The organism is Microlunatus aurantiacus (genome assembly GCF_039536605.1).
In the GTDB taxonomy this organism is placed as follows: Bacteria; Actinomycetota; Actinomycetes; order Propionibacteriales; family Propionibacteriaceae; genus Microlunatus; species Microlunatus aurantiacus.
Genome location: NZ_BAAAYX010000002.1, coordinates 703,388 through 728,926, shown reverse-complemented (window position 1 = coordinate 728,926; position 25,539 = coordinate 703,388). Strand labels below are relative to the sequence as shown.

The following is a 25,539-nucleotide window of genomic DNA, read 5'->3' as shown; positions in this document are numbered from 1 at the left end:
CCCAGGCTAGTCAGTCGGGACGTACGGCGGGGCCACTCCCCAACCCCATCGCGGGACCGGCGCGTCCGGGACGACGGCGGCACCGGGGCCGGAGTTGGCCAGGGCGATCCGCGTGCCCCACTCCAGGTAGCCCACCAGGGCCGCCCGGAACTCGGGGTCGTCGGGCAGAGCGGCGTCGTCGGCCGCCAGACTCATCAGCGAGGCGAACCGGAACCGCTGGTCGGCGGTGATGCCCAGACCGACGTGCTTGCGCACCATCCGCGGGTAGCCACCGAGCTCGTCGGTGTAGCGGGTCGGCCCGCCGAGCACCTCGCTCCACCAGGCGACCACGTGGTCCCGGTGCTCGGCGGTGACCGCGCCACCGAAGAGCGGCGCCAGCTCGGCGTCGGCCTCGACCCGGTCGTAGAACGCGTTGATCATCCGGGTCAGCGCCTCCCGGCCGCCGGCCCAGTCGTACAGCGCGGGTCGTCCCTCTTCACCCGGAAGACTGCTCATCTGGCGATTGTAATCATGTAATCGCCAGACGTCAGGAGGCTGCGGTGAACGACCCACCCCTTCCTGCCGACACCCGACCCATCCGCCGGCGGCGCCGCTCCGAATCACCCTCGTACCGTGACGGGCCTCGGGGGTGTCGTCGCGGCATCGGCGCGTTCCCGGCACCCGGGTCGCCGCGCCCGACCCGTCGCCGTGGCCGCTGTGCTGCCGGCTGGACTCGGACGACAGCTGTACCCCTGTCGACGAGCCCGACCTCCCGGTCGGCCGGACGAGACGGGGGCCTCGGATGGTGGACAGCATGCGCGCGGGACCGGCAGCGGACCGCCAGAGCGGCCTGGCCTCGCGCCGACAGCTGCCCCACAGCCTTCGGCGGCTACGCCGGTTGCTGACGGCACTGGTGGTCACGGCGACGGTCCTCGGGACAGCCTCCTGTGGATCGCCCGCTGGAGTCACCGCCGCCCCCGGTCCAGCGGGGCCGGCGGCTCGGGCCCCCGGCGCAGAGGAACCCGGGTCGCAGGCACCCGGATCGGGGCTGCCTGCGCCCTCAGCGCCCGCGCAGCTGCCGGACGCCACGTCGCCCCGCTCCGTGAGGGCCGGGCCCCTGGGACCGGACGGAGCGTGGTCACTCGCCTGGCGGGACGAGTTCTCCGGGCGCTCGGTCGATCTGGACCGCTGGCGGCCGAACTGGCTCGCCGACACCGACACGGCCGTCACCAAGCCGATCAACCGCGCCGAGCAGTCGTGCTACGACCCGGCGAACGCCACCGTGAAGAACGGGACGCTGCGACTGAAGGCCGAGCGCCGCCCGTGCCGGACCCACGACGGCCGGTCCTACGACTACACCTCAGCCCTCGTGGAGTCGGCGCACGACTACCGCTTCACCTACGGCTTCGCGGAGGCCAGGATCAAGCTGCCGCCGTCGGATGGCACGCTGGCTCCGGCCGGATCCTGCGGTCCCAACTGGGGGGTCTTCCTGCTCAACGGCCGCCAGCACCCCGACGACGGCGAGATCGACGTGATGGAGTGCCTGTCCGACGACGACGTGTCCTGGCACTACCACCACGGCACCGACGCCGATCCCCGTGGGGTGGGTGGGTATCCGCCGGCCTGGCGCGGCGACATGCCCGGTTCCGGCGGCTGGCACACCTTCGCGGTCGACTGGCAGCCGGGGCGCCTGGTCTTCTACTACGACGGCGTGCCGGTGGGTTCGACCGAGGCCGGCGTCACCGACCGCCCCCACTACCTCATCGCCGCCCTGGCCGTGTCCGGATCAGCGGTCGCGGCGCCGCAGACCATGCAGGTCGACTACATCAGGGTCTGGAAGCGGACAGACCTGGGCCGGACAGAACAGCCCGGGACAGAACAGGGCCGGACAGAACAGGGCCGGACGGAACAGGGCCGGACGGAACAGGGCCGGACAGACCTGGCCGCGGCGCCCGCGGACTAGTGCGGGCGCCTGCGGTCCTGACCTCAGGCCGACAGCACGGCCAGTCGAGCGCGGACGACGCCCTGTCGACGCAGCACGGCCCACAGCAGGTTGAGACCCATCAGCACGCCCATCGTGGAGGCCACCATGGTGATCGACTGCTCCCCCACCAGCAGGGCCCAGGACAGCCAGGCGGCCTGGGTGACCCAGTTCATGGCCAGGAAGGGCAGCGAGACCCCGCTGATCCGGGGCGCGACGACGAGCTCCTGGAACTGCAGCATCTGGGCGATCACCGAGGGCAGACCGGCAGCGATGGCGAAGACCAGCGCACCGTACGTGACATCCAGACCGAGCGTGGCCAGGCCGAGCACCAGGCTCGGGCCGAAGGTCGCACCCCAGGTGAGCACCCGGTCGCGTCGGAGCTGGTTCAGGATGATCACGCTGCAGATCATGAACATCAGGTTGGGCAGCCAGATGTTGGCGTGACCGACCACGAAGCCGTGTCCGGTCCAGGCGATGTTGGCGGCGAGGGTGAGCCGCCAGGCGGTCAGCGAGATCCCCGCGGTGGTGCGGTTGCGGAGCAGCTTGACGACCTGCGGCAGGGCGACGGTGGCGGCGAGGGCGGCGGCGAACCAGCCCAGGGCGACGACGAACACGGCGATCGATCTCTCTGCGGCGCGAGTCGCGACCGCGGGTGAGGTGGGTGGAACAGAGGGGCCGGCAGCACTGCCGTGCGGGCGCCGTCCGTTCGAGTTCGTCGCGGTGCGGTCGAGACCAATCCTAAGGCCATGTGACCGTACGACAAAAACGATTCAGAAGAGTGCCGTGACCGCGGTCAGGGGCCGGAGCTCGGCCACCTACAGACCGCGCGACTCCATCACCGAGAACACGTCGTCGAGGATCTCCTCGGAGTCCGCGCCGGCCCGGCGGCCCGTCTCGTAGACCTCCGCGACGCGGGCCTCCACCTCGCGGTAGCGACGTTCGTAGGCCTCCTGGTCGGGGCGCCAGTAGCCGACGATGTCGTAGTGCTGGGAGCGCCACTTCAGCTCGTGGCGGAAGTAGCGGCGCACGTCGCGGGCGCAGGAGGCCTCCCCGGCCATCCACACGAAGCCCTGCCCCGGTGGCAGGTCGATGGTGCGGACGACGGCGCTGAGCGGACTGGGGATGGCGGACGGGTCGGGGTTGTAGGCCCAACAGACCTTGAGGTCGGCGGGAGAGGACGGGGTGAACGTGGCGGCTTCGTTCGGCGCCTCGAAGACGGCGTGCGCGCGCTGGCGCGGCGACAGGTTCTCCAGGATCCGACAGGCGGCCGGGATCCCCGTCTGGTCCGCCAGGATCAGCACCCAGTCGGCTTCGGTGTCCACGCCGCGCCCGTGGGGCTGGGAGATCAGGAGCTGGTCGCCCGTCTGGACACTGCCGGCCCACCGGGTGGCGACACCGTGGCCGTGCACGACCACGTCGACGGTGAGCCGGCGCCGGTCGGCGTCCCAGCGACGCAGGCTGTACCAGCGTGGGGCCGGCTGGGGGTTGGCGAAGTGGAACTGCTGGCCCTGCTTGGTGGGCAGCTCGACCCGGGTCTGGCGCTCGAACGGCACCATCAACCGGAACCACTCGTCCGGAGCCCCGGAGGACCGGTAGTCGGCCAGCCCCTCCCCACCGAGGACGATCCGGCGCATCGACGACGAGAGAGCGGACACCTCGAGCACCTCGGCCCTGAAGTAGGCCTCCGGCAGCGCAGTCATCCTGGTACCTCCTCCCGATCGTGCCGATAGTTAGGCAACCCTAACTATCTCGAGTAGTCCATCTTCGCACAGATCCGGGGCGCGCGGGCCGCAACCGGACGGACCTCAGTCGTTTCTCACCCACCACGTAGGAATGCACGTCACCACAGCGGCGGCGGCAGGATGCCCTCCAGCTCGAGGAGCCACCGCTTCGTGGCGGGCCCCTGCCCCGGCGGCCCACCGGAGTACCCGCCGAGACCGTCGCCGGCCAGGACGCGGTGGCAGCCCACGAGGACCGGCACCGGGTTGGCGCCCATGACCGAGCCGATCGCGCGAGCCGGCAGTCCGGTGCCGCTGAGGGTGGCCAGCTCACCGTAGGTGATCGCGTGACCGTACGGGACCTCCCGCAGCGCCAGCAGCACCCGGCGCGTCGCCGGCTCGAGGCCGTCCAGATCGAGGTCCACGTCGAACTCGCGGCGCCGTCCGGCGAAGTACTCGCCCAGCTGCCGGACGGTGCTGTCGAGCACGCTCCCGTCCGCGGGGCACGGGTCGGTGACCGCCGCCGTCGACCAGGACAGTCGCCGCACCCGCTCGGCATCGGCCAGCACCACGATCCGCCCGACCGGCGTCTCCAGCGCGGCGCGGCCGACGGCCGGGATCGCCGGGCCGCTCACCGGGCCGGTTCCACCACCAGGTCGGGATCGGCCACCCCGACGGTGCCGGCGGCGATCTCCTCGGCCCAGTGGCAGGCGACCCGGCGTCCCTCCCCCAGCGTGGGGATGACCCGTAGCTCGGGCACCTCGTCGTCGCAGCGGGTCGCCTGCCGGAAGGGGCAACGGGTGTGGAACCGGCAGCCGCTCGGCGGGTTCGCCGGGCTCGGCAGGTCCCCCCGCAGCAGGATCCGCTCACGACGGTCCTCGATGGTCGGGTCGGGGATCGGGATGGCCGACATGAGGGCGATCGTGTACGGGTGCAACGGCCGCTCGTACAGGTCGTCGCTCGGCGCCTCCTCCACCAGGCGGCCGAGGTACATCACGCCGACGGTGTCGCTGATGTGCCGGACCACGGCGAGATCGTGGGCGATCACCAGGTAGGTCAGCCCGAGCAGCTCCTGCAGGTCCTCCAGCAGGTTGATCACCTGCGCCTGGACGGACACGTCCAGGGCGCTGACCGGCTCGTCGGCGATCACCAGATCCGGGTTCAGCACGATGGCCCGGGCAATGCCGATCCGCTGTCGCTGCCCGCCGGAGAACTCGTGCGGATAGCGGGACAGCGCCGAACGCGGAAGACCGACCACCTCGAGCATCGCCGACGCCTTGGCCAGGTGGGCCTTGGCCGAGTCCCGGCCGTACTCCTCGGCGTCCTGGGCCGACAGCCCGTGCACCTGCAGCGGCTCGACCAGCAGGCTCTCCACCGACTGCCGCGGGTCGAGGCTGGACAACGGGTCCTGGAAGACCATCTGCATCCGTCGGCGCAGCCGGCGCAGCGGCTCCGCCTTGAGAGCGCGGACGTCCGTGCCGTCGAAGACCACCGAACCGGCGGTCGGCTCCTCCAACCGCAGCAGCGCCCGGCCCAGGGTCGACTTGCCGCAGCCGGACTCACCGACCAGGCCGTACGTCTCCCCCCGCGCCACCGAGAGGTCGACCCCGTCGACGGCGCGGACGTGGCCGACGGTCCGGTCGAAGACCAGCCCCTGACGGATCGGGAAGTGGACCTGCAGACCCCGGACCTGCAGCAGCGCGTCGTCGGTCATCGTGCCGCCCTCTCGGTCGGGGCCGCTCCGCCGGTCGACCCTGAAGCGTCTGTCGGAGCCGGCAGCGGCGCCGGGTGGACGCAGCGCATCCGGTGGTCACCGGGACCGTCGGCGAGCAGGGCCAGGTCGGGGGTGGCACAGGAGTCGTCGGCGTGGTCGCAGCGGGGGGCGAAGGCACAGGCCTGCGACCAGGACACGACATCGCGGGGGGTGCCCCGGATGGGGCGCAACGGCTCGCCGCGCGGGCTGTCCAGCCGCGGGATGGAGGCCAGCAGGCCCTCGGTGTAGCGGTGCCGCGGGTGCGCGAACAGCTCCTGCCGGGTGGCCGACTCGACCACCCGCCCGCTGTACATCACGTTCACGAAGTCGCAGAGCCCGGCGACCACGCCGAGGTCGTGGGTGATCATGATCATGGCCGTGTCCAGGTCGCTGACCAGCTCCTTGAGCAGCTCGAGCACCTGAGCCTGGATGGTGACGTCCAGGGCCGTGGTCGGCTCGTCGCAGATCAGCAGGGCGGGCTTGCAGGCCAGGGCGATCGCGATCAGCGCCCGCTGGCGCATGCCACCGGACAGCTGGTGCGGATACTCCTTGAGCCGTCGCGCCGGGTCGGGGATGCCGCACCGCCGCAGCAGCTCGGTGGCCTCCTCCCGGGCCTCGGCCCGGCTCACGTCGGAGTGCCGCAGCAGCACCTCGGTCACCTGCAGACCGACCGGGATGACCGGGTTCAGCGAGCTCATCGGGTCCTGGAAGACCATGGCGATCTCCCGACCACGCAGGTCGTTCAGGGTCTTGGCGCCGATGCCCAGGAGGTCCTGGCCGCGGTAGCGGATCTGCCCGCTGACCTGCACCCCGCGCTTCGGCAGCAGTCCCATCACGGCGAGCGAGGTGACCGACTTGCCGCTGCCGCTCTCCCCCACGATGCCGACGATCTGCCCCGGCTTGACGTCGAAGGAGACGCCGTCGACGGCGTGCACCGAGGTCGACCCCTTGCGGGTGAAGGTGACCGACAGGTCGTCGACCTCCAGCAGCGTCTCGTCCCGGTTGGCTACTGGCCGTGGTCGCCCGCGGGTGAGTGTGTCCCGGCTCATCGTCATCGCCTCGATTTCGGGTCCAGGGCCTCGCGCAGGGCCTCCCCGAACAGGGTGAAGCCCAGCGCCGTGACCGCGATGCAGAGTCCGGGCAGGACGGCCAACCGGGGGTCGCTCTGCAGCCGGTCCTGCGCCTTGACCAGCATCCGGCCCCACTCGGCGACGGCGGGATCGGGTTGGCCGAGACCGAGGTAGGACAGGGCCGCCACCTCGATGGTGGCCGTGGCCAGCACCAGGGTGGCCTGCACGATCACGGGTCCCAGCGAGTTGGGCAGCACGTGGCTCATCACGATCCGCCGCTGCCGCAGCCCGAGCGAGGTGGAGGCCAGCACGTAGTCCTGGCCGCGCTGCCCGAGCATCGACCCCCGCAGCAGCCGGGCGAAGATCGGCACCTGGGCCGCCCCGATGGCGATCATGATCGCCCAGGGGTTGCGGCCCAGCACGGCGGCGATGCTGACCGCGAGCAGCAGCGACGGGATGGACAGCAGGATGTCGACCAGACGCATCACGCCGGTGTCCCACCAACCGCCGAGACCGCCGGCCAGCACGCCGAGCACCGCGCCCCCGAGCAGCCCGATCATGGTCGACACGATGCCGATCACCAGCGTCTGGCGCGCCCCGAAGAGCAGCTGGGTGAGCATGTCGGAGCCGAACGAGTCCAGACCCAGCGGGTGGCCCGGCGAGGGCCCGGGCACCGCGCTCGGTGTCACCTGGTCGATCCACTCGCTGCTGGCCGGTGCGTACGGCGCCAGCAGCGGCGCGAACACCGCGACCAGCACCAGCGCGCCCACGATGCCCGCGCCGACGATCGCCGACGGGTTGCGTCGCAACCGGCGGAAGGCGCCCTGCCACAGGCTGGTGCCGCGTTCGTCCTCCGGCGGCTTCCCGACCAGGCCCTCACCGATGGTGCCCTGTGTCGCGTCGAGGGCGGTCATCGGCGGAGCCTCTCGGAGGTGGGGATCACGACGAACGAGGGAGAACGCCCGGAGCCGACGACGCCGGAGCGCGGAGGGCGACCATCAAGGACAGCAGGCATGCCGGATCACCTCGTCCTCAGGCGGGGATCGATGACCCCGTACGACAGGTCGACGAGCAGGTTGACCAGCGCGTAGATGACCGCGATGAACAGGATGAAGCCCTGCAGCACGGCGAAGTCCAGGGTGCTGATGGCCTGGAACAGGTAGGAGCCGATGCCGTTGATCGCGAACACCGACTCGGTGAGCACCGCGCCGGCGAGCAGCGCCCCGGTCTGCAGACCGATCACGGTGATCACCGGCAGCAGGGCGTTGCGGAGCACGTGCCGCCGGGTGATCAACCCCGGGGCCAGCCCCTTGGCGGTGGCCGTGCGCACGTAGTCCTCGTTCAGCACCTCGATCACCGATGCCCGGGTCATCCGGACGATGATCGCCAACGGGATCGACCCCAGCGCGATGGCCGGCAGGATCAGGTGCAGGATCGCATCCCAGGCGGCGTCCCACTCCCGGGTCAGGAGTCCGTCCAGGACATAGAAGTTCGTGATGTGGGTGGCGTCGATGCGGGCGTTCTGGCGGCCCGAGGAGGGCAGCACGGCCAGCGCCCCCAGCGCACCGGGCAGGCCGACGGCGAAGACGAGCTTGAGCATGTACGCCAGCACGAACACCGGGATGACCACGCCGGCCAGCGAGGTGCCGACCGCGAAGGTGTCGAGCCAGCCGCCCGCGCGCTTGGCCGCCCAATAGCCGAGCGGGATGCCCACCACGACGGCGAAGATCAACGCGGCGGCGGCCAGCTCGATGGTGGCCGGGAAGCGCTGCAGGAAGGTCTCCAGCACCGGTTCGCCGGTGCGCGGGGAGTTGCCGAAGTTCCCGCGCAGGATCTGCGAGGCGTAGATGAGGAACTGCTGCAGGAGTGGCTGGTCGAAGCCGTACTGCGCGTTCACCGAGGCGATCGACTCAGGGGTGGCCTTCTCCCCGAGCAGGGCCCGGGCCGGGTCGCCGGGCAGCGCCCGCACCCAGACGAACAACAAGACGACGAGTCCCAGCAGCACCGGCACCATCAGCAGGATGCGCCGGATGACGAACCTGAGCACAGTCTGCCTCCTCCGGGGGGTCGGGAACCGAGACGACTCACACGGTAGGGGGCGGCACCTCCATCGAGGTGCCGCCCCGCCGTGTCAGAAGATCACGTCAGCGTGCGACGGTGACGTTGTTCCAGACCTCGTCCTGCACCGGGCTGGCCACGTAACCCTCCACGCCCTTGGCGAAGGCCAACGACGGCGCCGGGTGAGCCAGCGGCACACCCGGGATGTAGGCCGCGATCGCGGCGTTGATCTTCTCGTAGGCCGGCACCTGCTCGTCCCGGGTGGGCAGCTCGCGAGCCGCCCCCAGGTCGGAGAACAGGGTCGGGTTGTCGAAGCCCCACTCGGCGGACTTGGCGCCGAAGAAGACACCGACGAAGTTGTCCGGGTCGTTGTAGTCACCCGTCCAGCCCAGCAGGTGGATGTCGTGCTTGTCGGTGCCCGCGTCGCCCTGGATCATGTCGAGGTAGTCCGGGCTCCACTTGGCCGCCACCGGGGTGACCTTGATGCCGGCCTTCTCCAGCTGGGACTTGATCACCGCGAAGGTGTCCTCCGGCGAGGGCATGTAGGGCCGGGAGACACCGGTCGGGTAGGCGAACTTCAGCTCGAGGTTCTCCTGACCGGCCTCCTTGAGGAGCTTCTTGGCCTCGTCGACGTCGTAGGCCGGGTCCTCGATCGCGTCGTTGTAGCCCTCCACCAGGTTGGGCATGAACTCCTTGGCGGTGACCGAACCCTCGGGCAGCGAGGACTTGACCACGGCCTCCTTGTCGATCGCGTGGGCGATCGCCTCGCGGACCTTGACGTCCTGGAGCGCCTTGTTCTTCTGGTTGATGCCGAGGTAGAGGATGTTGAAGGCCGGCCGGTTCTGGATCTGGAAGCCGGCGTCCTTGAGCGGCTGGACGTCGGCCGGGCCGACCAGGTCGTAGCCGTCGATGTTGCCGGCCTGCAGCTCCTGGGTCCGCGCCTTGGGGTCGGAGATGGTCCGGATGATCACCCGCTCGACCTTGGCCTTGTCACCCCAGTAGCTGTCGTTGCGCTTCAGGGTGACCTGCTGGTCGCGTTCCCACTTCTCGAACACGAAGGGTCCGGTCCCGGTCGGGTGCTCGGTGGCGTACGCCGAGAACCGCGGGTCCTCTTCGGTGCCCTGGGTGTCGTCGGCGTTGTACTGCTTGAGCGCCGTCGGGCTCTGCATCGAGAACGCCGGCAGCGTCATGGCCTGGACGAAGGCGGCGAACGGCTTCTTCAGCTTCACCGTCGCCTCGGTCGGGCCGGTCGCCGCGCAGCTGTCGTAGATGCCGCCGGTCTTGCCGGTCTTGTAGCCACGGAACAGCTTGCCGTAGTAGTACGTGAGGTTCTCGGACTGGTTCACGCCCGACCAGTTGTACCAGCGGTCGAAGTTCGCGCAGACGGCCTCGCCGTTGAAGTCGGTGCCGTCGGAGAACGTGACCCCCTCGCGCAGGGTGAAGGTGTAGGACTTGCCGTCCTCGGACGCCTTCCACTCCGTGGCCAGGAGCGGCTCGAGCTCGGTGGTGCCGGGCTTGGCGCTGACCAGACCCTCGAACTGCTGACGGGCGATCCGGAAGGTCTCGCCGTCGCTGGCCATCGCCGGGTCGAGCATCACCGGGTCCGACGACGCAGCGAAGACGAAGTCCCCGCCGGCGGCGCCCTCCTCGGTGGTGGAGCCGGTCTCACGCTGGCTCTGCGCGCACGCCCCCAGCGTGCCCGCCAGGGTCAGCGCCGCGATGGCGGCGATCCCCCGACGCAAGATCCTTGTGTTTCGCACGACGTTCACCTCGTGTCTTGGCGGCCCGGCGCCCCTGGTCAAGGGTCTCCGCGGCCGATGGCGGTCCGAACAGAAAGTGACCCTAACCCAAGACACCGCTGAGAACGCAACGTCGGCGCAGTCGGAAACACAACCGAGACGTGGGCGGCGGTCCGCCCCGGGCCGGTCGCGGCTCAGGCGTCCGGCAGCATCACGACGAGCGCGTCCTTGTGCACGACCGTACGGTCGTAGCCGCTGCCCCGCTCGGCCGCGATCTGTCCGGTGGTCTTGCCCAGCAGCGGGGGCAGCTCGTCGGCGTCGAAGTTGACCAGCCCACGAGCCACCACGGTGCCGCGGAGATCGACCAGGTCGACGGCCTCGCCGGCGGTGAACCGGCCCCGGACCTCGGTCACCCCGGCGGGCAGCAGAGAGGCGTTGCGGGACACCACGGCGCGGACCGCCCCGTCGTCGAGCACCAGCTCACCACGGGCGTCGGAGGCGTGTCGCAGCCACAGCTGACGGGTCGGTCGACGCTTGCCGGTGGGGTGGAAGACGGTGCCGACGGGCGCCCCGCTGACGGCACCGGCCACCTGGGCGGCCGAGGTCAGCACGGTCGGGATCCCTGCCGAGGTGGCGATCTTGGCCGCGTCGACCTTCGTGATCATGCCCCCGGTGCCGACCGCCGTGCCGCGGGTGGAGATGTCGATCCCGTCGAGGTCCTCGACCGCGTACACGTCGGCGATGCGCTCGGATCCCGGCAGCTTCGGGTGCCCGGTGTAGAGCGCGTCGACGTCGCTGAGCAGGATCAGCGCATCCGCGTGCACCAGGTGCGCGACCAGGGCCGCCAGCCGGTCGTTGTCACCGAACCGGATCTCGTGGGTCGCCACGGTGTCGTTCTCGTTGACGATCGGCACCACACCGAGCTCCAGCAGTCGGCCGAAGGTGCGGTAGGCGTTGCGGTAGTGGCCCCGCCGGGTCACGTCGTCGACGGTCAGCAGCACCTGGCCGACCTCCAGGCCGTGCGCCGCGAACAGGTGCGTGTAGTAGCCCATCAACAGGCCCTGGCCCACCGAGGCGGCCGCCTGCTGGGTGGCCAGGTCCCGCGGGCGGGTCTTCAGCCGCAACGGTGACAACCCGGCGGCGATCGCTCCCGAGGACACCAGCACGACCTCGCGGCCCGCCGCCCGCGCCGCAGCCAGGGTGTCGACCAGACCCTGGATCCGCCCCGGGTCGAGGCCCTCGGTCGGGGTGGTCAGCGACGAGGACCCGATCTTGACCACGATGCGGTGCGCATCGGCGATCTCCGACCGGGTGCGCTCAGTCGTCATCGGACCAGTCGTCGTCGAACCCGACCCCGTCGGTGTCGTCGGAGTGGTACGCCTGGTCCTTCTCCCGCCGCCGGACGGCGGCCGGGCGCTCCTCGCTGAAGCGCTGGTCCTCCCCCCGCCGGCTGAGGATCTCGGCCCCGATGTCGATCTGCGGTCGGAAGTCGAAGACGACCGCGTCCTCGCCGCCGATGGCCACCCCGTCCCCGGCCTGGGCCCCGAGCTGCAGGAGCTTGTCCTCGATGCCGATCCGGTTCAGCCGGTCGGCCAGGTAGCCCACGGCCTCGGGGTTGCCGAAGTCGGTCTGCCGGACCCAGCGCTCGGGCTTGGCGCCCTGGACCCGCCACAGGTCGTTCTCGCGGCGGATGGTGAACTCGTCGGCTCCGCTGACCGGGGTCGGCCGCAGCACGATCCGGGCAGGCGGGGGCGGCGGCAGGGTCGCCCGGCGCTCGGCGACGATCTCGGCCATGGCGAACATCAGCCCCTGCAGACCCGCGCCGGACTTGGTGGAGATCTCGAACACCCGCAACCCCCGGGCCTCCAGCTCCGGCCGCGCGATCTCGGCGAGTCCACCGCCGTCCGGTACGTCGATCTTGTTGAGAGCCACCAGCCGGGGCCGGTCCTCCAGGCCACCGTGCGCGGCCAGCTCGGCCTCGATCACGTCGAGGTCGCTGATCGGGTCCCGACCGGGCTCGAAGGTGGCGCAGTCCAGGACGTGCACGATGGCCGCGCAGCGTTCGATGTGCCGCAGGAAGTCGTGGCCCAGGCCACGGCCCTGCGAGGCGCCCTCGATGAGGCCGGGCACGTCGGCCACGGTGTAGGTCGTCTCCCCGGCCACCACGACGCCGAGGTTGGGCACCAAGGTGGTGAACGGGTAGTCGGCGATCTTCGGCCGGGCCCGCGAGATGGCCGCCACCAGGGACGACTTGCCGGCACTGGGGAAGCCCACCAGGCCGACGTCGGCGACGACCTTGAGCTCGAGGGTGACCGTACGGGTGTCGCCCTCCTCGCCCAGCAGGGCGAAGCCGGGCGCCTTGCGCGAGGACGAGGCCAGGGCCGCGTTGCCGAGGCCGCCCCGTCCGCCGGCGGCGACCACGACCTCGGTGTCGTGCCCGGTGAGGTCGGCCAGGGTCTCGCCGGTGTCGGCGTCGTGGACGACGGTGCCGTCGGGCACGGCCAGCACGATGTCCTCGCCGTTGGCGCCGTTGGCGTGGTCACCCTTGCCGGGCACCCCGTTGTCGGCCCGCCGGAGCGACTGGCGGTGGAAGTCGACCAGCGTGGTCACGCTCGTGTCGACCCTGAGGATGACCGACCCGCCGTGACCTCCGTTGCCGCCGTCGGGGCCGCCGAGCGGCTTGAACTTCTCCCGGTGCACCGAGGCGCAGCCGTGACCGCCGTTCCCGCCGTGCACGTGCAGCGTGACCCGGTCGACGAAGGTGGGGATCGCCACGGGTGCGCCTCTTCTCTCTGGTGCGGAAACGTGACGGAGGGTGGCCCAGATCTGGGCCACCCTCCGTCGACGAGCTGGTGGATCGGTCGGTGCGTTCCGGTCGGACCGGAGGCTCGGACCTAGACCGAGGCGGCAGCCTCGGCCGGCAGGATGTTGACGACCCGGCGACCGCGACGGGTGCCGAAGTCGACCTTGCCCTCGACCAGGGCGAAGAGGGTGTCGTCGCCACCGCGACCGACACCGTCGCCCGGGTGGAAGTGGGTGCCGCGCTGGCGGACGATGATCTCGCCGGCGTTCACCTGCTGGCCGCCGAACCGCTTGACGCCCAAGCGCTGGGAGTTGGAGTCCCGACCGTTGCGGGTCGAGGACGCGCCCTTCTTGTGTGCCATGTCAGTGCTTCCTAGCTCTCGATCCCGGTGACCTTGACCTGGGTGTACCGCTGGCGATGACCCTGACGCCGCCGGTAGCCGGTCTTGTTCTTGAACTTGAGGATCCGGATCTTCGGACCCTTCGTCTCGGCCAGGACCTCCACGGTCACCTTCGCACCGGCGAGGCCGGCTGCGTCGGAGGTGACGGCATCGCCGTCGACCACCAGCAGCGGGGTCAGCTCGACGCTGTCCCCCGGCTTCTCGGACCGACGGTCGACGTCGAGGACGTCACCGACGGAGACCTTGTGCTGACGGCCGCCACTGCGCACGATCGCGTACACGCCTGACCCACTCTTTCGTTTACGACTGGTTGCATCGGCGACCCAGAGGACACTCACCTGGACACACCTGAGGGGTGCGCCTGAGCGCACACCGAGGAGCAAATCTACCTGGGCGGGCAAGACGGGTCAAACGAGCGCCGTCCGCGTCCACCGCGGGGGTCGACACTACGCTCACTCTCGTGCTGCCCCACCTGACGGCCACGGCCTACCTCACCCCGCTCCGCGAAGGCGGCTCGCTGCCGGGGCTGGTGGAGGCCGACGACCTCGGCACCTACGTGGTCAAGTTCACCGGCGCCGGTCAGGGCCCCCGGGCGCTCGTCGCCGAGATCGTCGTCGGCCGGCTCGGCCAGGAGCTCGGGGTGCGGGTCCCGGACCTGGCCCTGATCGACGTGGACCCCGAGATCGGCCGTCGGGAGCCCGACCAGGAGGTGCAGGACCTGGTCACCGCCAGCGCCGGGCTGAACCTGGCGATGGACTTCCTGCCCGGCTCGATCGGCTACGACCGCAGCTTCGAGGTCCCGGTGGCCGACGCCTCGGCGGTGGTCTGGCTGGACGCCTTCGTGGCCAACGTCGACCGGAGCCGGAGGAACACCAACCTGCTGATCTGGCACCGCAGCCTGTGGGCGATCGACCACGGTGCCTGTCTGCGCTTCCACCACTCCTGGGGCGACCCGCGACGCTTCGCCGAGTCCGCGTACGACTACGGCGACCACGTGCTCGGCGGACTGGGCCGGCCCCGGGACGTGCACGAGAGACTGGCCGCCCGCGTCACCCCCGAGCTGGTGGCGTCGGTGCTGGCCGAGGTGCCGGACGCCTGGCTGGTGCCGGACGCGACCCGCCCCGACCCCCAGGCCCCGCCCGACGCGGCCTCCGCGCGGGAACGGTACGCCGAGTTCCTGCTGGCCCGCCTCGCGGCGGCGGACCGGTGGCTGCCGTGAGCCGCCCGCGTGAGGCGTTCCAGTACGCCGTGCTCCGGGCAGTGCCCCGGATCGACCGCGGCGAGTTCGTCAACGTCGGGGTGATCCTCTACTGCCAGGGGATGGAGTTCCTGCGGGCCGCGGTGGCGGTCGACGACGTACGGCTGCGGGCGCTGGCCGCCGACGTGGACGCCGACGGCGTCCGGCTGGCGGCCGAGGCCGTCGCCCGCGCCTGCCACGAGCCGGTCGGGTCCGCTCGGGAGAACACCGGCCTGGCCACCCGGTTCGGGATGCTGACCGCTCCGAGGTCGACGGTCGTCCAACCCTCGCCGGTGCACGCCGGCGTGACCCACAACCCGGAACGCACCCTGGTCGACCTGATGTCCCGTCTGGTCGGCCCGCCCCGCTCCGCCTGAGCCCCGCATCCGCTTTTGCACCGGGATCCACATCTGACGTGGGTTTCGCTCCGCAATCGGCGGCGATCAGCGCTGGACGGCAGCCTGATCGTCCGCCTCGGCCGCCGCGAGCAGCTCGCTGCGGTGGGCCAGGGTGGTCCGCACCCGGCCGTGGGAGCGGCCCAGCTCCACCTCGGCGGCGTCGATCCGGTGCCAGCCGTCCATCTCCAGCGGGTGGATCCCCCGCTCGGCCAGCAGCGCGGTGAGCCGGCCGACCCGGCCGCCGGGCACCAGCGCCCCGTCGTCCACGTCGTGCAGCAGCGAGGTCACTGTCTCGACCGCGTCGGACTTGTTGGTGCCGATCACGCCGGTGGGACCGCGCTTCACCCAGCCCGTGACGTACTCGTCGGCGGAGAAACCCCCGTCGCGGATCACCCGACCCTCGGCGTGCGGGACCCGCCCGGTGCCGTCGTCGAAGGGCACCCCCGGCAGCGGCGTGCCCCGGTAGCCCACCGAGCGGACCACCAGCTGGGCCGGAATCACCCAGGGCTCACCCCGGCCGACCACGGCGCCGTCGGCATCGAGGGCGGTCCGCTCCACCTCCACCCCCGAGACCCGGTCGTCGCCGAGGATCCGTACGGGCCGGGTCCAGAAGTGCAGGTGCAGGCGACGCGACGCCCGACCGCGGGGACGCTCGGCCCACTCCCGCAGCACCACCAGGTTCCGGGCGGCGACCTTGTCCCGACCGACCACCGCCAGGCCGGAGGTGTCGAGCTCCAGATCGAGCGGGTCCACCAGCAGGTCCAGATCGGCGATCTGGCCCAGCTCGCGCAGCTCCTTGGTGGTGAACGCGGTGTACGCAGGTCCGCGTCGACCCAGCACGTGCACGTCGGTGACCTGCTTGTGGTCGAGGGAGTCCAGCACCTCGTCGGCCATGTCGGTCTCGGCCAGCTCCTCGGCGTGCTTGGCCAGGATCCGCGCGACGTCGAGGGCGACGTTGCCGACCCCGACGACGACCGCGTCGGTGGTGGTGGACACCAGGTGGGTGACGTGCTCCTGCTCCAACCGGCTGGTCCCGTCGGCCCCGGTGCTCGACTCCGCGGTGGGCCGGTCGGTGCTGTCGGGATGGACGTCCGGGTGACCGCAGTACCAGGCGACGAACTCGGCCGCGGCGATGCTGCCCTCCAGGTCCTCACCGTCGATCCCCAGCCGCTTGTCGCTGCCGGCCCCGAAGGCGTAGATGACGGCGTCGACGCTGTCCCGCAGCTCGTCGGCGGTCAGGTCGACCCCGATGGCCACGTCGCCGTAGAAGCGGACCCCCGTCTTCTCCAGCGTCCGCTCCAACGTGTTGCGGACCGACCGGATCGACGGGTGGTCGGGGGCGACCCCGTAGCGCACGAGGCCGAACGGCACCGGCAGCCGGTCGAGCACAGTCACGTCGACCGGGGTCTCGCTCTGCTGGGTCAGCGCCTCGGCGGCGTAGATGCCCGACGGGCCCGCTCCGACGACCGCCACCACCAGCGGCGGCGGGTCGTCGGACGCGGCTCGGGTCACTGGAGGGGGGCCTGCTCCGTCGTCCGGCACGGGCTCAACCTAGCCGGGACGGCTCGACCGCTGCGCGCAGCGGCCACCGGCCCGTCAACGGATGCGTTCGTCTCCGACATCGGGGACGGACGCATCCGATCTGAGAGGTGCGCTCAGTCGGTGAACGCCGGCGCCACGGCCACGTGGTCCGACGACGGCCCGGCGGTCTGGTCCGACGTGTCAGCTGACGACGGCTCCGCCGTGGGCTGATCCTCGTCGTGGCCGTTGTCGGGTCGCAGGGCGGGCGGGATGGACACCGGCTTGTGGGCGTTGCCGCCACCGTTACCACTGGACCGGTCGTTGCCGCCACCGTTGCCACGGCCGCGACCGCGGCCACCGCCGCTGTTGCCGCCACCGCCGCTGTTGTTGCCGCCACCGCCGCTGTTGTTGCCGCCACCGCTGTTGCCGCCACCGCGGTGGTCACGGGACCCGCCGTCCGGCTGCTTCTGGGTCTCCACCGGGACGTCGGAGATCTCGTAGCCACGGCCGTGGCACACCTCGCACTCGGTGGTGAAGGCCTCCAGCAGTCCGGTGCCGATCTTCTTCCGGGTCATCTGGACCAGACCCAGGCTGGTCACCTCGGCCACCTGGTGCCGGGTCCGGTCACGGCCCAGGCACTCCACCAGGCGCCGGAGCAGCAGCTCCCGGTTGGCGGGCAGCACCATGTCGATGAAGTCGATCACGATGATGCCGCCGATGTCGCGCAGCCGCAGCTGACGCACGATCTCCTCGGCCGCCTCCAGGTTGTTGCTGGTGACGGTGGCCTCGAGGTTGCCGCCGCTGCCGGTGAACTTGCCGGTGTTGACGTCGATGACCGTCATGGCCTCGGTGCGGTCGATGATCAGCGAGCCGCCCGACGGCAGGAAGACCTTGCGCTCCAGCGCCTTGGCGATCTGCTCGTCCAGCCGGTAGGTGGCGAACAGGTCCCCCTGTGTCTCCACGTCCCAGCGCTGCATCCGCTCGTGCAGGTGCGGGGCGACGTGACCGACGTAGGCGTCGACGGCCTCGTACGCGTCAGCACCGGAGCCGTTGCCCTGGATGGTCAGCTCGGCGAAGTCCTCGGTGAACAGGTCGCGGACGATCCGTACGGTCAGGTCGGGCTCGCCGTAGAGGAGCTTCGGGGCGCTGCCGGCCTTGACCTTGCGCTCGATGTCGTCCCACTGCGCCTTGAGGCGGTTCACGTCGCGGACCAGCTCGTCCTCGCTGGCGCCCTCGGCGGCGGTGCGGACGATGACGCTGGCCGAGTCGGGGACGAGGTCACTGAGCACCGACTTGAGCCGCTTGCGCTCGGTGTCGGGCAGCTTGCGGGAGATGCCGGAGAGGTGCCCGCCCGGGGCGTACACGATGTAGCGGCCGGGCAGCGTCACGTGGCTGGTCAGTCGGGCACCCTTGGCGCCGACCGGGTCCTTGGTCACCTGGACCAGCACGCTCTGGCCGGACTTCAGGACGTTCTCGACCTTGCGGTGCTGACCGTTCGCGCCGAACGCGTCCCAGTCGACCTCGCCGGCGTACAGCACCGCGTTGCGGCCCCGGCCGATGTCGATGAAGGCGGCCTCCATCGAGGGGAGCACGTTCTGCACCCGCCCGAGGTAGACGTTGCCGATCAGCGACGCCGCCGACTCCCGGTCGACGTAGTGCTCGACCAGGATGTCGTTCTCCAGCACCGCGATCTGGGTGAGGTCGTCGCGCTGGCGGATGACCATCTTGCGGACCACCGACTCGCGGCGGGCCAGGAACTCGGCCTCGGACAGGATCGGAGCCCGGCGACGGCCCGCTTCCCGACCCTCCCGGCGGCGCTGACGCTTGGCCTCCATCCGGGTCGACCCCTGGATGCCGGTGACCTCCTCGGCCGCCTTCTGTCGGGAGCGGGGCTCGCGGACCCGGACGACGACCTCGGCCGGGTCGTCGGCGGACGGGGCCGTCTCCTCCCCACGACGGCGACGCCGACGGCGGCGGCGGCGCTGACCGTCCTCGCCGGGCTCGTCACTGTCGGCGTCGTCCTCGGTGGCTTCGGCCTCCGGCTTCGCACCCCGGGACCGTCGTCCGTCCCCGCTGCGGCCGGAGCGCGTGCCCCGAGACGGCCTGGACTGGTCGTCATCGGCACCGGTCTCGTCACCGCTCGTAGCGGCGTCTGCCTCGGTGCTGTCGCCTGCCGCGACGCTCTCGGAGCCGTCGGAGCGGTCCACCTCAGAGGTCGGGGAGGAGGCCCTGCCGGCGTCGGACCGGCCGGCGTCGGACCGGCCGGCGTCGGACCGGTCGTCGTCGGACCGGTCGTCGTCGGACCGGTCGCTGTCGCCCTGGTCGCTGTCGGCGTCGGAGCGGTCGGCGTCGGACCCGCCACGACGGCGACGGCGACCGCCACGGCGACGGCGGCGGCGGCGCGGTGACCCGGTCTCGTCGGTGTCATCGGCACCGGTCTCGTCGTCGCTGTCGGACTCCTCGTCGTCGGAGTCGACCTCGTCGGACTCCTCGTCGTCGTCCGCCGGCGCATCGGTCACCGGGGCCTCGAGGGCGTCGGTTCCGCTCGACGCCACCGGATCGTCGGCGTTCGACCCCTCAGCGATCAGGCCGTCAGCGATCGGTGCGTCCAGGGACGGCACCGGCGCGAGGTCGGTGTCACCCTCGGTCGCGAGATCGTCGAGCATCGCGTCGGCGGGAGCCTCGTCGACCGTCCGGTCGGCGTCGGACGACGCCTGTGGTGCGTCGGTGCCGTCGACGGACTGCTCGGCCTGGTCGGTGGCCGGCGGGACGCTCAGCTCGGCGGGCGGGAGCTCGGCAGTCAGCGCCGTACGGATCTCGTCCAGCGCCGTCACGGCAGCCGGGGTCTCGGAGTCGGTCACCGACGTCGGGACCGGGTCCGGGGTCGGCGGCTGCGGCTCGGCGGACGGCTCGGCCGCCGCCTTCTTGGTCGCGCGCTTGCGGGGGGTTCTCGGGGTGCCGTCGCCGGTCGCCTTGGTGGCGCGCTTGCGTGCCGTCTTCTTGGCGGGCGGAGCGGTCTCCGCCCCGGCCTGGTCGGCCGCCGGCTGATCAGCGACGTGGTCGGCCATGGAGCCGTCGGTGGGTGCGGGGCCGGTACCGCCGGCAGACTCGGCGACGGGGGCGGTCTCAGCGGTCATGGCCGGGACGGTCTCAGCGGTCATGGCCGGGGCCGGGGCGGCCGTCGGTTCCTGGTCGGGACTCACCACCGGGGGTCCGGCCTGGCGGGTGGCGGCGCGGCGTCGGCGCCGGGGGGCCGGCGCACCGGTGTCCGGGGCCTGCTCGGTCGCCGATGGCGCGGTCGGGTTGTCGTTCGTGTCGGGCTCGTGATCGAGCATCCGGACTCCTTCGGGTGCGCAGATGCACCTCGTGTCAGTCGCGACGGCGGTGCGGGACCGCGTCGCGGAAAGCCTGCGGCATCGATGGCCGGGCGCCGATCTCCCGCGGTCGGACGTGGCCGTGGTGCGGCCGTTCGTCGCGGTGGAGATGGCACCCGCAGCCTCCGCGAGCTGTCACCTCGTGGAGCAGGAAGTCATCGAGTGGAGTGCGGGCGCACTCCAGCCGAGGCCTATTGTCCCACACCACCGGACGCGGACCGACCTGGCCGGTCACAGCGGCGCGGCGATGTCCCCGGTGGTGTCGTCCAGCTGCCCCTGGACGAGCCGGGTCAGCAGGGGTGGATGGGGCGGACGCCACGTCGGCTCCACCTCGCTCAGCGCCACCAGCAGGTCGTCGGGACGGACCAGCGGCACCTGGTGGGCGATGGTGGCGATCAACCGACCCTCGTCCACCCGCAGGTCGCGTACGGCGGCCCGGGCGTCGAAGGTCCGCAGACCGGACTTGGTCATCCGCGACACCTCGACGGCCTCGCGGGCCAGGAAGGCCGCGACCGCCCGGTCCAGGACCGCGGCCTCGACTCCGGTGACGTCGATCTGCCACCGGGACCCGGTCAGCCGGTCGGCCATGGTGTCCCCCGGCGACACCTGGGCGGCGACGATGTCGAGACCGGCGGGCAGCGCCCGGTCCAGCTCCGCCCGCACCTGCTCGGGGTCGCGCGTGGCGGTCAGCCCGATCTCCAGGAACTCGGCCTCGCTGGCGGCGCCGGTGGGCGCGGCGTTGGCGTACGAGATGCGTGGGTGCGGCGAGAAGCCCGAGGAGTAGGCCATCGGCACCGCGGCCCGCCGCAGCGCGCGCTCGAACGCCCGGCTGAAGTCGCGGTGGCTGGTGAACCGGGCTCGACCCCGCCGGGCGTAGCGGAGCCGCAGCCACTGCACGGGTGGCGGGTGCTGCTCGGGCTGGGTCCTGGGCGACACGCGGCTGACAGTACAACGGGCGGCCGGCGCGACGTGCGGCGAGAGCGACGACCCCACGGTCCGGGTCACACGCTCGACCGACCCGGGGTCACGCCCCACCGACCCAGGTCAGCGGGTGCGGCCGGCCGGGGGTGTCTCCCAGATGACACGGTCGGCCGGTATCGGCGGCGACCCGGGCGCGCTCTCTTCCCTCGGTGATCAGCACCTGACGCCCCAGCACGCCGATGGCGTCGGGCAACCCCGAGGCGGGTGCGGCTCCAGACCTGTTCGTCCTCATCCGAAGGGATCCCGATCGTGACCATCGATCTCACTGCACCCCGACTCACTGCACCCGGACCGCTCACCACGGCCACGCCCGACCCGACCACCGCGCCCGACCGGACGACGAGCGACCTGCGAGCGCGCCGACTGACCGGTGCCGGCTTCGACGTCGAGCTGCCCGGTGACCCGGGCTACGACACGTCTCGACTGGCCTGGAACCGGGCCGTCGACCAGCGCCCGGCCGCCGTCGCCCACCCGCGGTCCGCCCATGACGTGTCCCGGCTGGTCCGGCTGGCCGCCGAGCAGGGTCTCCGGGTGGCGCCGCAGTCCACCGGACACAACGCCGGTCCGCTGGCCCAGCGGGGTCTCGACGACGTGGTGCTGGCCAGGCTGTCGGGTCTGGACGACGTCAGCATCGACCCGGTCCGGCGGGTCGCCCGGGTGGGCGGCGGCGCGCTGTGGGACCCGGCCGTCGCCGCGGCGGCGACGCACGGGCTGGCCGCGCTGCACGGGTCCTCCCCCGATGTCGGCATCACCGGCTACAGCCTCGGCGGCGGACTCAGCTGGTACGCACGCTCGCTCGGCCTCGCCGCCAACCACGTCACCGCGGCGGAGATCGTGATCGGCGACGGCACCATCGTGCGCACCGACGCCGGGCACGACCCCGAGCTGCTCTGGGCCCTGCGCGGAGGCGGCGGGAGCTTCGGCGTCGTCACCGCCCTGGAGTTCTCCTTGTTCGACATCGCGACGGCGTACGCGGGCATGATGATCTTCGACATCGGTCGGGTCGAGGAGGTCCTGCGGTGCTGGGCGCCGTGGGCGGCGGCGGCGCCGGACGAGGTGACCACCTCGTTCCGCATCCTGCACCTGCCGCCGTTGCCGGAGCTGCCTCCCTTCCTGAGCGGGCGGTCGGTGGTGGTGATCGACGGGTCCGTACTGGCCGCCGACGACGCCGCGGACCGCATCCTGGGTGACCTCCGGGCGCTGCGACCGGAGATGGACACGTTCCTGCGGGTGCCGGCGGCCACCCTGACCCGGCTGCACATGGACCCCGAGGGCAGTGCAGCCGCGATCGGCGGCTCCGCCCTGCTCGCCGGCCTGCCCGACGCCGGCATCGACGCGTTCCTGGCCGCGACGGCGGACCGGTCCGCGACCTCGCTGATGGTGGCCGAGCTGCGTCAGCTGGGCGGGGCGCTGGCCCGACCGGCCGTCGGCGGCGGCGCGGTGTCCCAGCTCGACGGGACGTTCCTGGCCTTCGGCACCGGCATGGTGTTCGGTACGGAGATGGCCCAGCGGGTCCGGGCCGACGTGGCCGGGCTGCAGGCGGGCCTGGGTCCGTGGACGGGCGGGGGACGCGTCCTGAACTTCACCGAGGACGCGGTCGACCCCCGCGACGCGTACGACGCGGTCACCTGGCGCCGGTTGGCCGCCCTCCGGTCGGTGGTCGACCCGGACGGCCTGTTCGCGGCCAACCACCCGATCCCCCGCTTGTACGAGGACGGCCGCCCGAGCTGCTGACAACTGCCGCGTTCTGAGCACGACCGCCTGCTGAGCCGCTGACGCCCCCGTTCGCTACGTCACGCCCCCACCGCAGCGGTGGCGTGAGCGCGCGAAAGGGAGCGTCAGCAGGCGAGAGGGTGCGGGATGAGCGAAGGGGGGCTCAGCCGTACAGCTTCTCGGCGTAGGACGGTCCGTAGTAGGCGGTCAGCTCGGCCAGGCTGGCTTCCTTGGCGTCGAGGGTCTTGGCGATCACGGCCCGGGGCGGGAGCGGGTCGGTCCAGGTGTCGGGCTGCCACAGCGCCGAGCGCAGGAAGGCCTTGGCGCAGTGGTGGAACACCTCCTCCACCTCGACCACCAGGGCCAGGATCGGCCGGTGACCCTTGACGATCATGGAGTCGAAGAAGTCGGCGTCGCGGACCAGCCGGGCCCGACCGTTGATGCGGAGGGTGTCGCTCCGACCGGGGATCAGGAAGATCAGCCCGACGTGCGGGTTCGCCAGCACGTTGAGGTAGCCGTCGACGCGCCGGTTGCCGGGTCGCTCGGCGATGGCGACGGTGTGCTCGTCGAGCACGTAGGCCAGCTGCCCCGCCGGGTCCCCCTTGGGGGACACGTCGCACCGCCCGTCGGCGTCACTGGTGCCGATCAGACAGAAGGGGGAGGCGGCCAGCCACTGCCGGTCCAGGTCGTGCAGCCCCGGCCGCACCTTGTCCCGGGCCCGCTGGGTCGGTTCGCCGACCAGGGCGGTGAGCTCGTCTTCGCTGGTGATCTCGTCCACGGAACCAGCCTCGCTCACTCCGCCCCGTGCACCAAGCCCATTCCCCGTCCCGGGTCAGACCGGTGAGATCGGCAGCAGCTGGCGACCGGTCGGACCGATCTGGATCTCGGTGCCGAGGTCGGGGCAGACCCCGCAGTCGAAGCACGGCGTCCACCGGCAGTCCTCGACCTCGGTCTCGTCCAGGGCGTCCTCCCAGTCCTGCCAGAGCCAGTCCTTGTCCAGCCCGGAGTCGAGGTGGTCCCAGGGCAGCACCTCGTCGAAACCGCGTTCGCGCACCGTGTACCAGTCCACGTCGACCCCGGTGCCGGCGAGGGCGGACTCGGCGGAGCGCATCCACCGCTCGTAGCTGAAGTGCTCGCTCCAGCCGTCGAACCGGCCGCCGTCGCGCCAGACCGCCTCGATCACCTTGCCGACCCGACGGTCGCCGCGGGACAGCATGCCCTCGACCATGCCGGGTTTGCCGTCGTGGTAGCGGAAACCGATCGCCTTGCCGAACTGCCCGTCGGCCCGCACCGTGTCCCGGAGCAGCTTCAGCCGCCGGTCGATGGTGTCGGCGTCGCACTGCGCGGCCCACTGGAACGGGGTGTGCGGCTTGGGCACGAAGCCCCCGATGCTCACCGTGCAACGGATGTCGCGCTTGCCGCTGGCCTCCCGGCCGGTGGCGATCACCTTGCGGGCCAGGTCGGCGATGCCGAGCACGTCCTCGTCGGTCTCGGTCGGCAGACCGCACATGAAGTAGAGCTTGACCTGTCGCCAGCCGTTGGCGAACGCCGCGGCCACCGTACGGATCAGGTCCTCCTCGCTGACCATCTTGTTGATCACCTTGCGCAGCCGCTCCGAGCCACCCTCGGGCGCGAAGGTCAGACCGGAGCGACGACCGTTGCGGGACAGCTCGTTGGCCAGGTCGATGTTGAACGCGTCCACCCGGGTGCTGGGCAGGGACAGCGAGACGTTCGTGCCCTCGTAGCGGTCCGCCAGCTGCTTGGTGATCGGCGCGATCTCGGAGTGGTCGGCACTGGACAGGCTGAGCAGCCCCACCTCCTCCAGACCGGTGGCGTCGATGCCGCCCTGCACCATCGCCCCGATGGTGTCGATGCTGCGCTCGCGCACCGGTCGGGTGATCATGCCGGCCTGGCAGAAGCGGCACCCCCGGGTGCAGCCCCGGAAGATCTCCACCGAGTAGCGCTCGTGCACCGTCTCGGCCAGGGGCACCAGCGGCTTCTTCGGGTACGGCCACGCGTCCAGGTCCATCACCGTGTGCTTGACCACCCGCGCCGGCACACCCGGCCGGTTCGGCGTGACCGCCGCGAGTGCCCCGTCGGGGCCGTAGGTGACGTCGTAGAACTTCGGCACGTACACCCCGCCGGTCTCGGCCAGGCGCAACAGCAGGCCGTCCCGGCCGCCGGGTCGCCCCTCGCTCTTCCACTCCCGGATCACCGCGGAGATGGCCAGCGCGATCTCCTCGCCGTCACCGAGCACGGCGGCGTCGACGAAGTCGGCGACCGGTTCGGGGTTGAAGGCGGCGTGTCCGCCGGCGAGCACGATCGGCTCGTCCTCGCCGCGATCCACCGCGTGCAGCGCCATCCCGGCCAGGTCCAGCGCGTTCAGCAGGTTGGTGTAGCCGAGCTCGGTGGCGAAGCTGACCCCCAGCACGTCGAAGTCGGCGACCGGGCGGTGGTTGTCCAGGGTGAACTGCGGGATGCCCTGCTCCCGCATCAGCTTCTCCAGGTCCGCCCAGACCGCGTACGTGCGTTCGGCCAGGATCCAGTCGCGCTCGTTGAGCACCTCGTACAGGATGGCCACGCCCTGGTTGGGCAGGCCGACCTCGTACGCGTCCGGGTACATCAGGCACCACCGGACCTCGACGGCGTCCCAGTCCTTGCTGACGCTGTTGAGCTCGCCGCCGACGTACTGGATCGGCTTGCTGACGCTGGCCAGCAGCGGCTCCAGCCGCTCGAACAGCGATCGCGAGCTCGGGGACGTCGGGCCCGGAGACGTCGCGCCTGAGGACGGGGGTGCGGTGATGGTCACCG

General features: G+C 71.7%; 23 protein-coding genes and 1 pseudogene. 6 read left to right on the top strand and 18 right to left on the bottom strand.

Features of this window, described 5'->3' with window-relative positions; translation table 11 throughout:
* Positions 1-6: 6 nt before the first annotated feature.
* Positions 7-495, bottom strand: a complete 489-nt coding sequence (locus ABD714_RS03540; protein WP_344810882.1) for a group II truncated hemoglobin — start codon at positions 493-495, stop codon at positions 7-9.
* 586 nt (positions 496-1,081) lie between these two features.
* On the opposite strand from ABD714_RS03540, the gene ABD714_RS03535 reads away from it, so the two are divergent.
* Positions 1,082-1,942, top strand: coding sequence for a glycoside hydrolase family 16 protein (locus ABD714_RS03535; protein ID WP_344810881.1), 861 nt, complete (start codon positions 1,082-1,084; stop codon positions 1,940-1,942).
* A gap of 23 nt (positions 1,943-1,965) precedes the next feature.
* Here ABD714_RS03535 and ABD714_RS03530 read toward each other — a convergent pair whose 3' ends face one another.
* The 12 genes from ABD714_RS03530 to rplU all read right to left on the bottom strand — a co-directional run bounded on the left by ABD714_RS03530 (position 1,966) and on the right by rplU (position 13,785).
* Complete coding sequence (locus tag ABD714_RS03530; protein ID WP_344810880.1) at positions 1,966-2,577, bottom strand: PQ-loop domain-containing transporter; 612 nt, start codon at positions 2,575-2,577, stop codon at positions 1,966-1,968.
* 201 nt (positions 2,578-2,778) lie between these two features.
* Positions 2,779-3,663: a siderophore-interacting protein gene (locus ABD714_RS03525; RefSeq protein ID WP_344810879.1), complete on the bottom strand. Its 885-nt coding sequence runs from the start codon at positions 3,661-3,663 to the stop codon at positions 2,779-2,781.
* 140 nt (positions 3,664-3,803) lie between these two features.
* Entirely contained in the window at positions 3,804-4,316 is a 513-nt protein-coding gene (locus ABD714_RS03520) for a methylated-DNA--[protein]-cysteine S-methyltransferase (protein WP_344810878.1), read from the bottom strand.
* Positions 4,313-5,395, bottom strand: a complete 1,083-nt coding sequence (locus ABD714_RS03515) for an ABC transporter ATP-binding protein (protein ID WP_344810877.1) — start codon at positions 5,393-5,395, stop codon at positions 4,313-4,315. Before ABD714_RS03515 ends, ABD714_RS03520 begins: the two co-directional genes overlap by 4 nt.
* Positions 5,392-6,483 (bottom strand): ABC transporter ATP-binding protein, encoded by a 1,092-nt coding sequence (locus ABD714_RS03510; protein ID WP_344810876.1) that lies wholly within the window; start codon positions 6,481-6,483, stop codon positions 5,392-5,394. Before ABD714_RS03510 ends, ABD714_RS03515 begins: the two co-directional genes overlap by 4 nt.
* 2 nt (positions 6,484-6,485) lie before the next feature.
* On the bottom strand, positions 6,486-7,418 hold the full coding sequence (locus tag ABD714_RS03505; RefSeq protein WP_344810875.1) for an ABC transporter permease: 933 nt from the start codon (positions 7,416-7,418) through the stop codon (positions 6,486-6,488).
* Positions 7,419-7,525: 107 nt separating this feature from the next.
* Positions 7,526-8,551, bottom strand: a complete 1,026-nt coding sequence (locus ABD714_RS03500; protein WP_344810874.1) for an ABC transporter permease — start codon at positions 8,549-8,551, stop codon at positions 7,526-7,528.
* Between the two features lie 97 nt (positions 8,552-8,648).
* A complete protein-coding gene (locus ABD714_RS03495; protein WP_344810872.1) occupies positions 8,649-10,322 on the bottom strand; it encodes an ABC transporter substrate-binding protein in 1,674 nt (557 codons plus the stop codon).
* A 173-nt stretch (positions 10,323-10,495) separates the two neighbouring features.
* Positions 10,496-11,629 carry a glutamate 5-kinase gene (gene proB / locus ABD714_RS03490; RefSeq protein WP_344810871.1) on the bottom strand — a complete coding sequence of 378 codons (1,134 nt, stop codon included), beginning with the start codon at positions 11,627-11,629 and terminating at the stop codon, positions 10,496-10,498.
* Positions 11,619-13,076: a GTPase ObgE gene (obgE, locus tag ABD714_RS03485; RefSeq protein WP_344810870.1), complete on the bottom strand. Its 1,458-nt coding sequence runs from the start codon at positions 13,074-13,076 to the stop codon at positions 11,619-11,621. Before obgE ends, proB begins: the two co-directional genes overlap by 11 nt.
* A gap of 119 nt (positions 13,077-13,195) precedes the next feature.
* Positions 13,196-13,465: a 50S ribosomal protein L27 gene (gene rpmA, locus ABD714_RS03480; protein WP_344810869.1), complete on the bottom strand. Its 270-nt coding sequence runs from the start codon at positions 13,463-13,465 to the stop codon at positions 13,196-13,198.
* Positions 13,466-13,476: 11 nt separating this feature from the next.
* Positions 13,477-13,785 carry a 50S ribosomal protein L21 gene (gene rplU / locus ABD714_RS03475; protein WP_344810868.1) on the bottom strand — a complete coding sequence of 103 codons (309 nt, stop codon included), beginning with the start codon at positions 13,783-13,785 and terminating at the stop codon, positions 13,477-13,479.
* Between the two features lie 179 nt (positions 13,786-13,964).
* Between rplU and ABD714_RS03470 the strand changes: the two genes are divergently transcribed.
* Positions 13,965-14,723 carry a HipA family kinase gene (locus tag ABD714_RS03470; RefSeq protein ID WP_344810867.1) on the top strand — a complete coding sequence of 253 codons (759 nt, stop codon included), beginning with the start codon at positions 13,965-13,967 and terminating at the stop codon, positions 14,721-14,723.
* Complete coding sequence (locus ABD714_RS03465; protein ID WP_344810866.1) at positions 14,720-15,118, top strand: DUF3037 domain-containing protein; 399 nt, start codon at positions 14,720-14,722, stop codon at positions 15,116-15,118. Before ABD714_RS03470 ends, ABD714_RS03465 begins: the two co-directional genes overlap by 4 nt.
* 66 nt (positions 15,119-15,184) lie before the next feature.
* Here ABD714_RS03465 and ABD714_RS03460 read toward each other — a convergent pair whose 3' ends face one another.
* Both ABD714_RS03460 and ABD714_RS03455 read right to left on the bottom strand, forming a co-directional pair.
* Positions 15,185-16,651, bottom strand: coding sequence for an FAD-dependent oxidoreductase (locus tag ABD714_RS03460; RefSeq protein WP_344810865.1), 1,467 nt, complete (start codon positions 16,649-16,651; stop codon positions 15,185-15,187).
* Positions 16,652-16,794: 143 nt separating this feature from the next.
* A pseudogene (locus ABD714_RS03455) lies at positions 16,795-18,967 on the bottom strand (Rne/Rng family ribonuclease); the annotation flags it as partial.
* Between the two features lie 420 nt (positions 18,968-19,387).
* Here ABD714_RS03455 and ABD714_RS23030 point away from each other — a divergent pair.
* Together ABD714_RS23030 and ABD714_RS23025 are read left to right on the top strand one after the other, a co-directional pair.
* Complete coding sequence (locus tag ABD714_RS23030) at positions 19,388-19,708, top strand: hypothetical protein (RefSeq protein ID WP_425562328.1); 321 nt, start codon at positions 19,388-19,390, stop codon at positions 19,706-19,708.
* A gap of 87 nt (positions 19,709-19,795) precedes the next feature.
* Positions 19,796-19,987 carry a hypothetical protein gene (locus ABD714_RS23025; protein ID WP_425562327.1) on the top strand — a complete coding sequence of 64 codons (192 nt, stop codon included), beginning with the start codon at positions 19,796-19,798 and terminating at the stop codon, positions 19,985-19,987.
* A 278-nt stretch (positions 19,988-20,265) separates the two neighbouring features.
* On the opposite strand, the gene ABD714_RS03450 is transcribed toward ABD714_RS23025, so the two are convergent.
* Positions 20,266-20,970, bottom strand: a complete 705-nt coding sequence (locus ABD714_RS03450) for a TIGR03936 family radical SAM-associated protein (RefSeq protein WP_344810863.1) — start codon at positions 20,968-20,970, stop codon at positions 20,266-20,268.
* 294 nt (positions 20,971-21,264) lie between these two features.
* Here ABD714_RS03450 and ABD714_RS03445 point away from each other — a divergent pair, with 294 nt between their 5' ends.
* Positions 21,265-22,749: an FAD-binding oxidoreductase gene (locus ABD714_RS03445; RefSeq protein ID WP_344810862.1), complete on the top strand. Its 1,485-nt coding sequence runs from the start codon at positions 21,265-21,267 to the stop codon at positions 22,747-22,749.
* Positions 22,750-22,891: 142 nt separating this feature from the next.
* Here the strand turns inward: ABD714_RS03445 and ABD714_RS03440 are convergent, their stop codons facing one another.
* Both ABD714_RS03440 and ABD714_RS03435 read right to left on the bottom strand, forming a co-directional pair.
* Complete coding sequence (locus tag ABD714_RS03440) at positions 22,892-23,506, bottom strand: pyridoxamine 5'-phosphate oxidase family protein (protein ID WP_344810861.1); 615 nt, start codon at positions 23,504-23,506, stop codon at positions 22,892-22,894.
* Between the two features lie 54 nt (positions 23,507-23,560).
* Positions 23,561-25,531 (bottom strand): TIGR03960 family B12-binding radical SAM protein, encoded by a 1,971-nt coding sequence (locus ABD714_RS03435; protein WP_344811273.1) that lies wholly within the window; start codon positions 25,529-25,531, stop codon positions 23,561-23,563.
* Between the last annotated feature and the right edge of the window lie 8 nt (positions 25,532-25,539).

Excerpts from the sequence above, each read along its gene's own strand:
- ABD714_RS03540 (WP_344810882.1), bottom strand. The coding sequence starts at position 495 with ATGAGCAGTCTTCCGGGTGAAGAGGGACGACCCGCGCTGTACGACTGG.
- ABD714_RS03525 (WP_344810879.1), bottom strand. The coding sequence starts at position 3,663 with ATGACTGCGCTGCCGGAGGCCTACTTCAGGGCCGAGGTGCTCGAGGTG.
- ABD714_RS03515 (WP_344810877.1), bottom strand. The coding sequence starts at position 5,395 with ATGACCGACGACGCGCTGCTGCAGGTCCGGGGTCTGCAGGTCCACTTC.
- ABD714_RS03510 (WP_344810876.1), bottom strand. The coding sequence starts at position 6,483 with ATGAGCCGGGACACACTCACCCGCGGGCGACCACGGCCAGTAGCCAAC.
- ABD714_RS03505 (WP_344810875.1), bottom strand. The coding sequence starts at position 7,418 with ATGACCGCCCTCGACGCGACACAGGGCACCATCGGTGAGGGCCTGGTC.
- proB (WP_344810871.1), bottom strand. The coding sequence starts at position 11,629 with ATGACGACTGAGCGCACCCGGTCGGAGATCGCCGATGCGCACCGCATC.
- rpmA (WP_344810869.1), bottom strand. The coding sequence starts at position 13,465 with ATGGCACACAAGAAGGGCGCGTCCTCGACCCGCAACGGTCGGGACTCC.
- ABD714_RS23025 (WP_425562327.1), top strand. The coding sequence starts at position 19,796 with ATGGCCGGGACGGTCTCAGCGGTCATGGCCGGGGCCGGGGCGGCCGTC.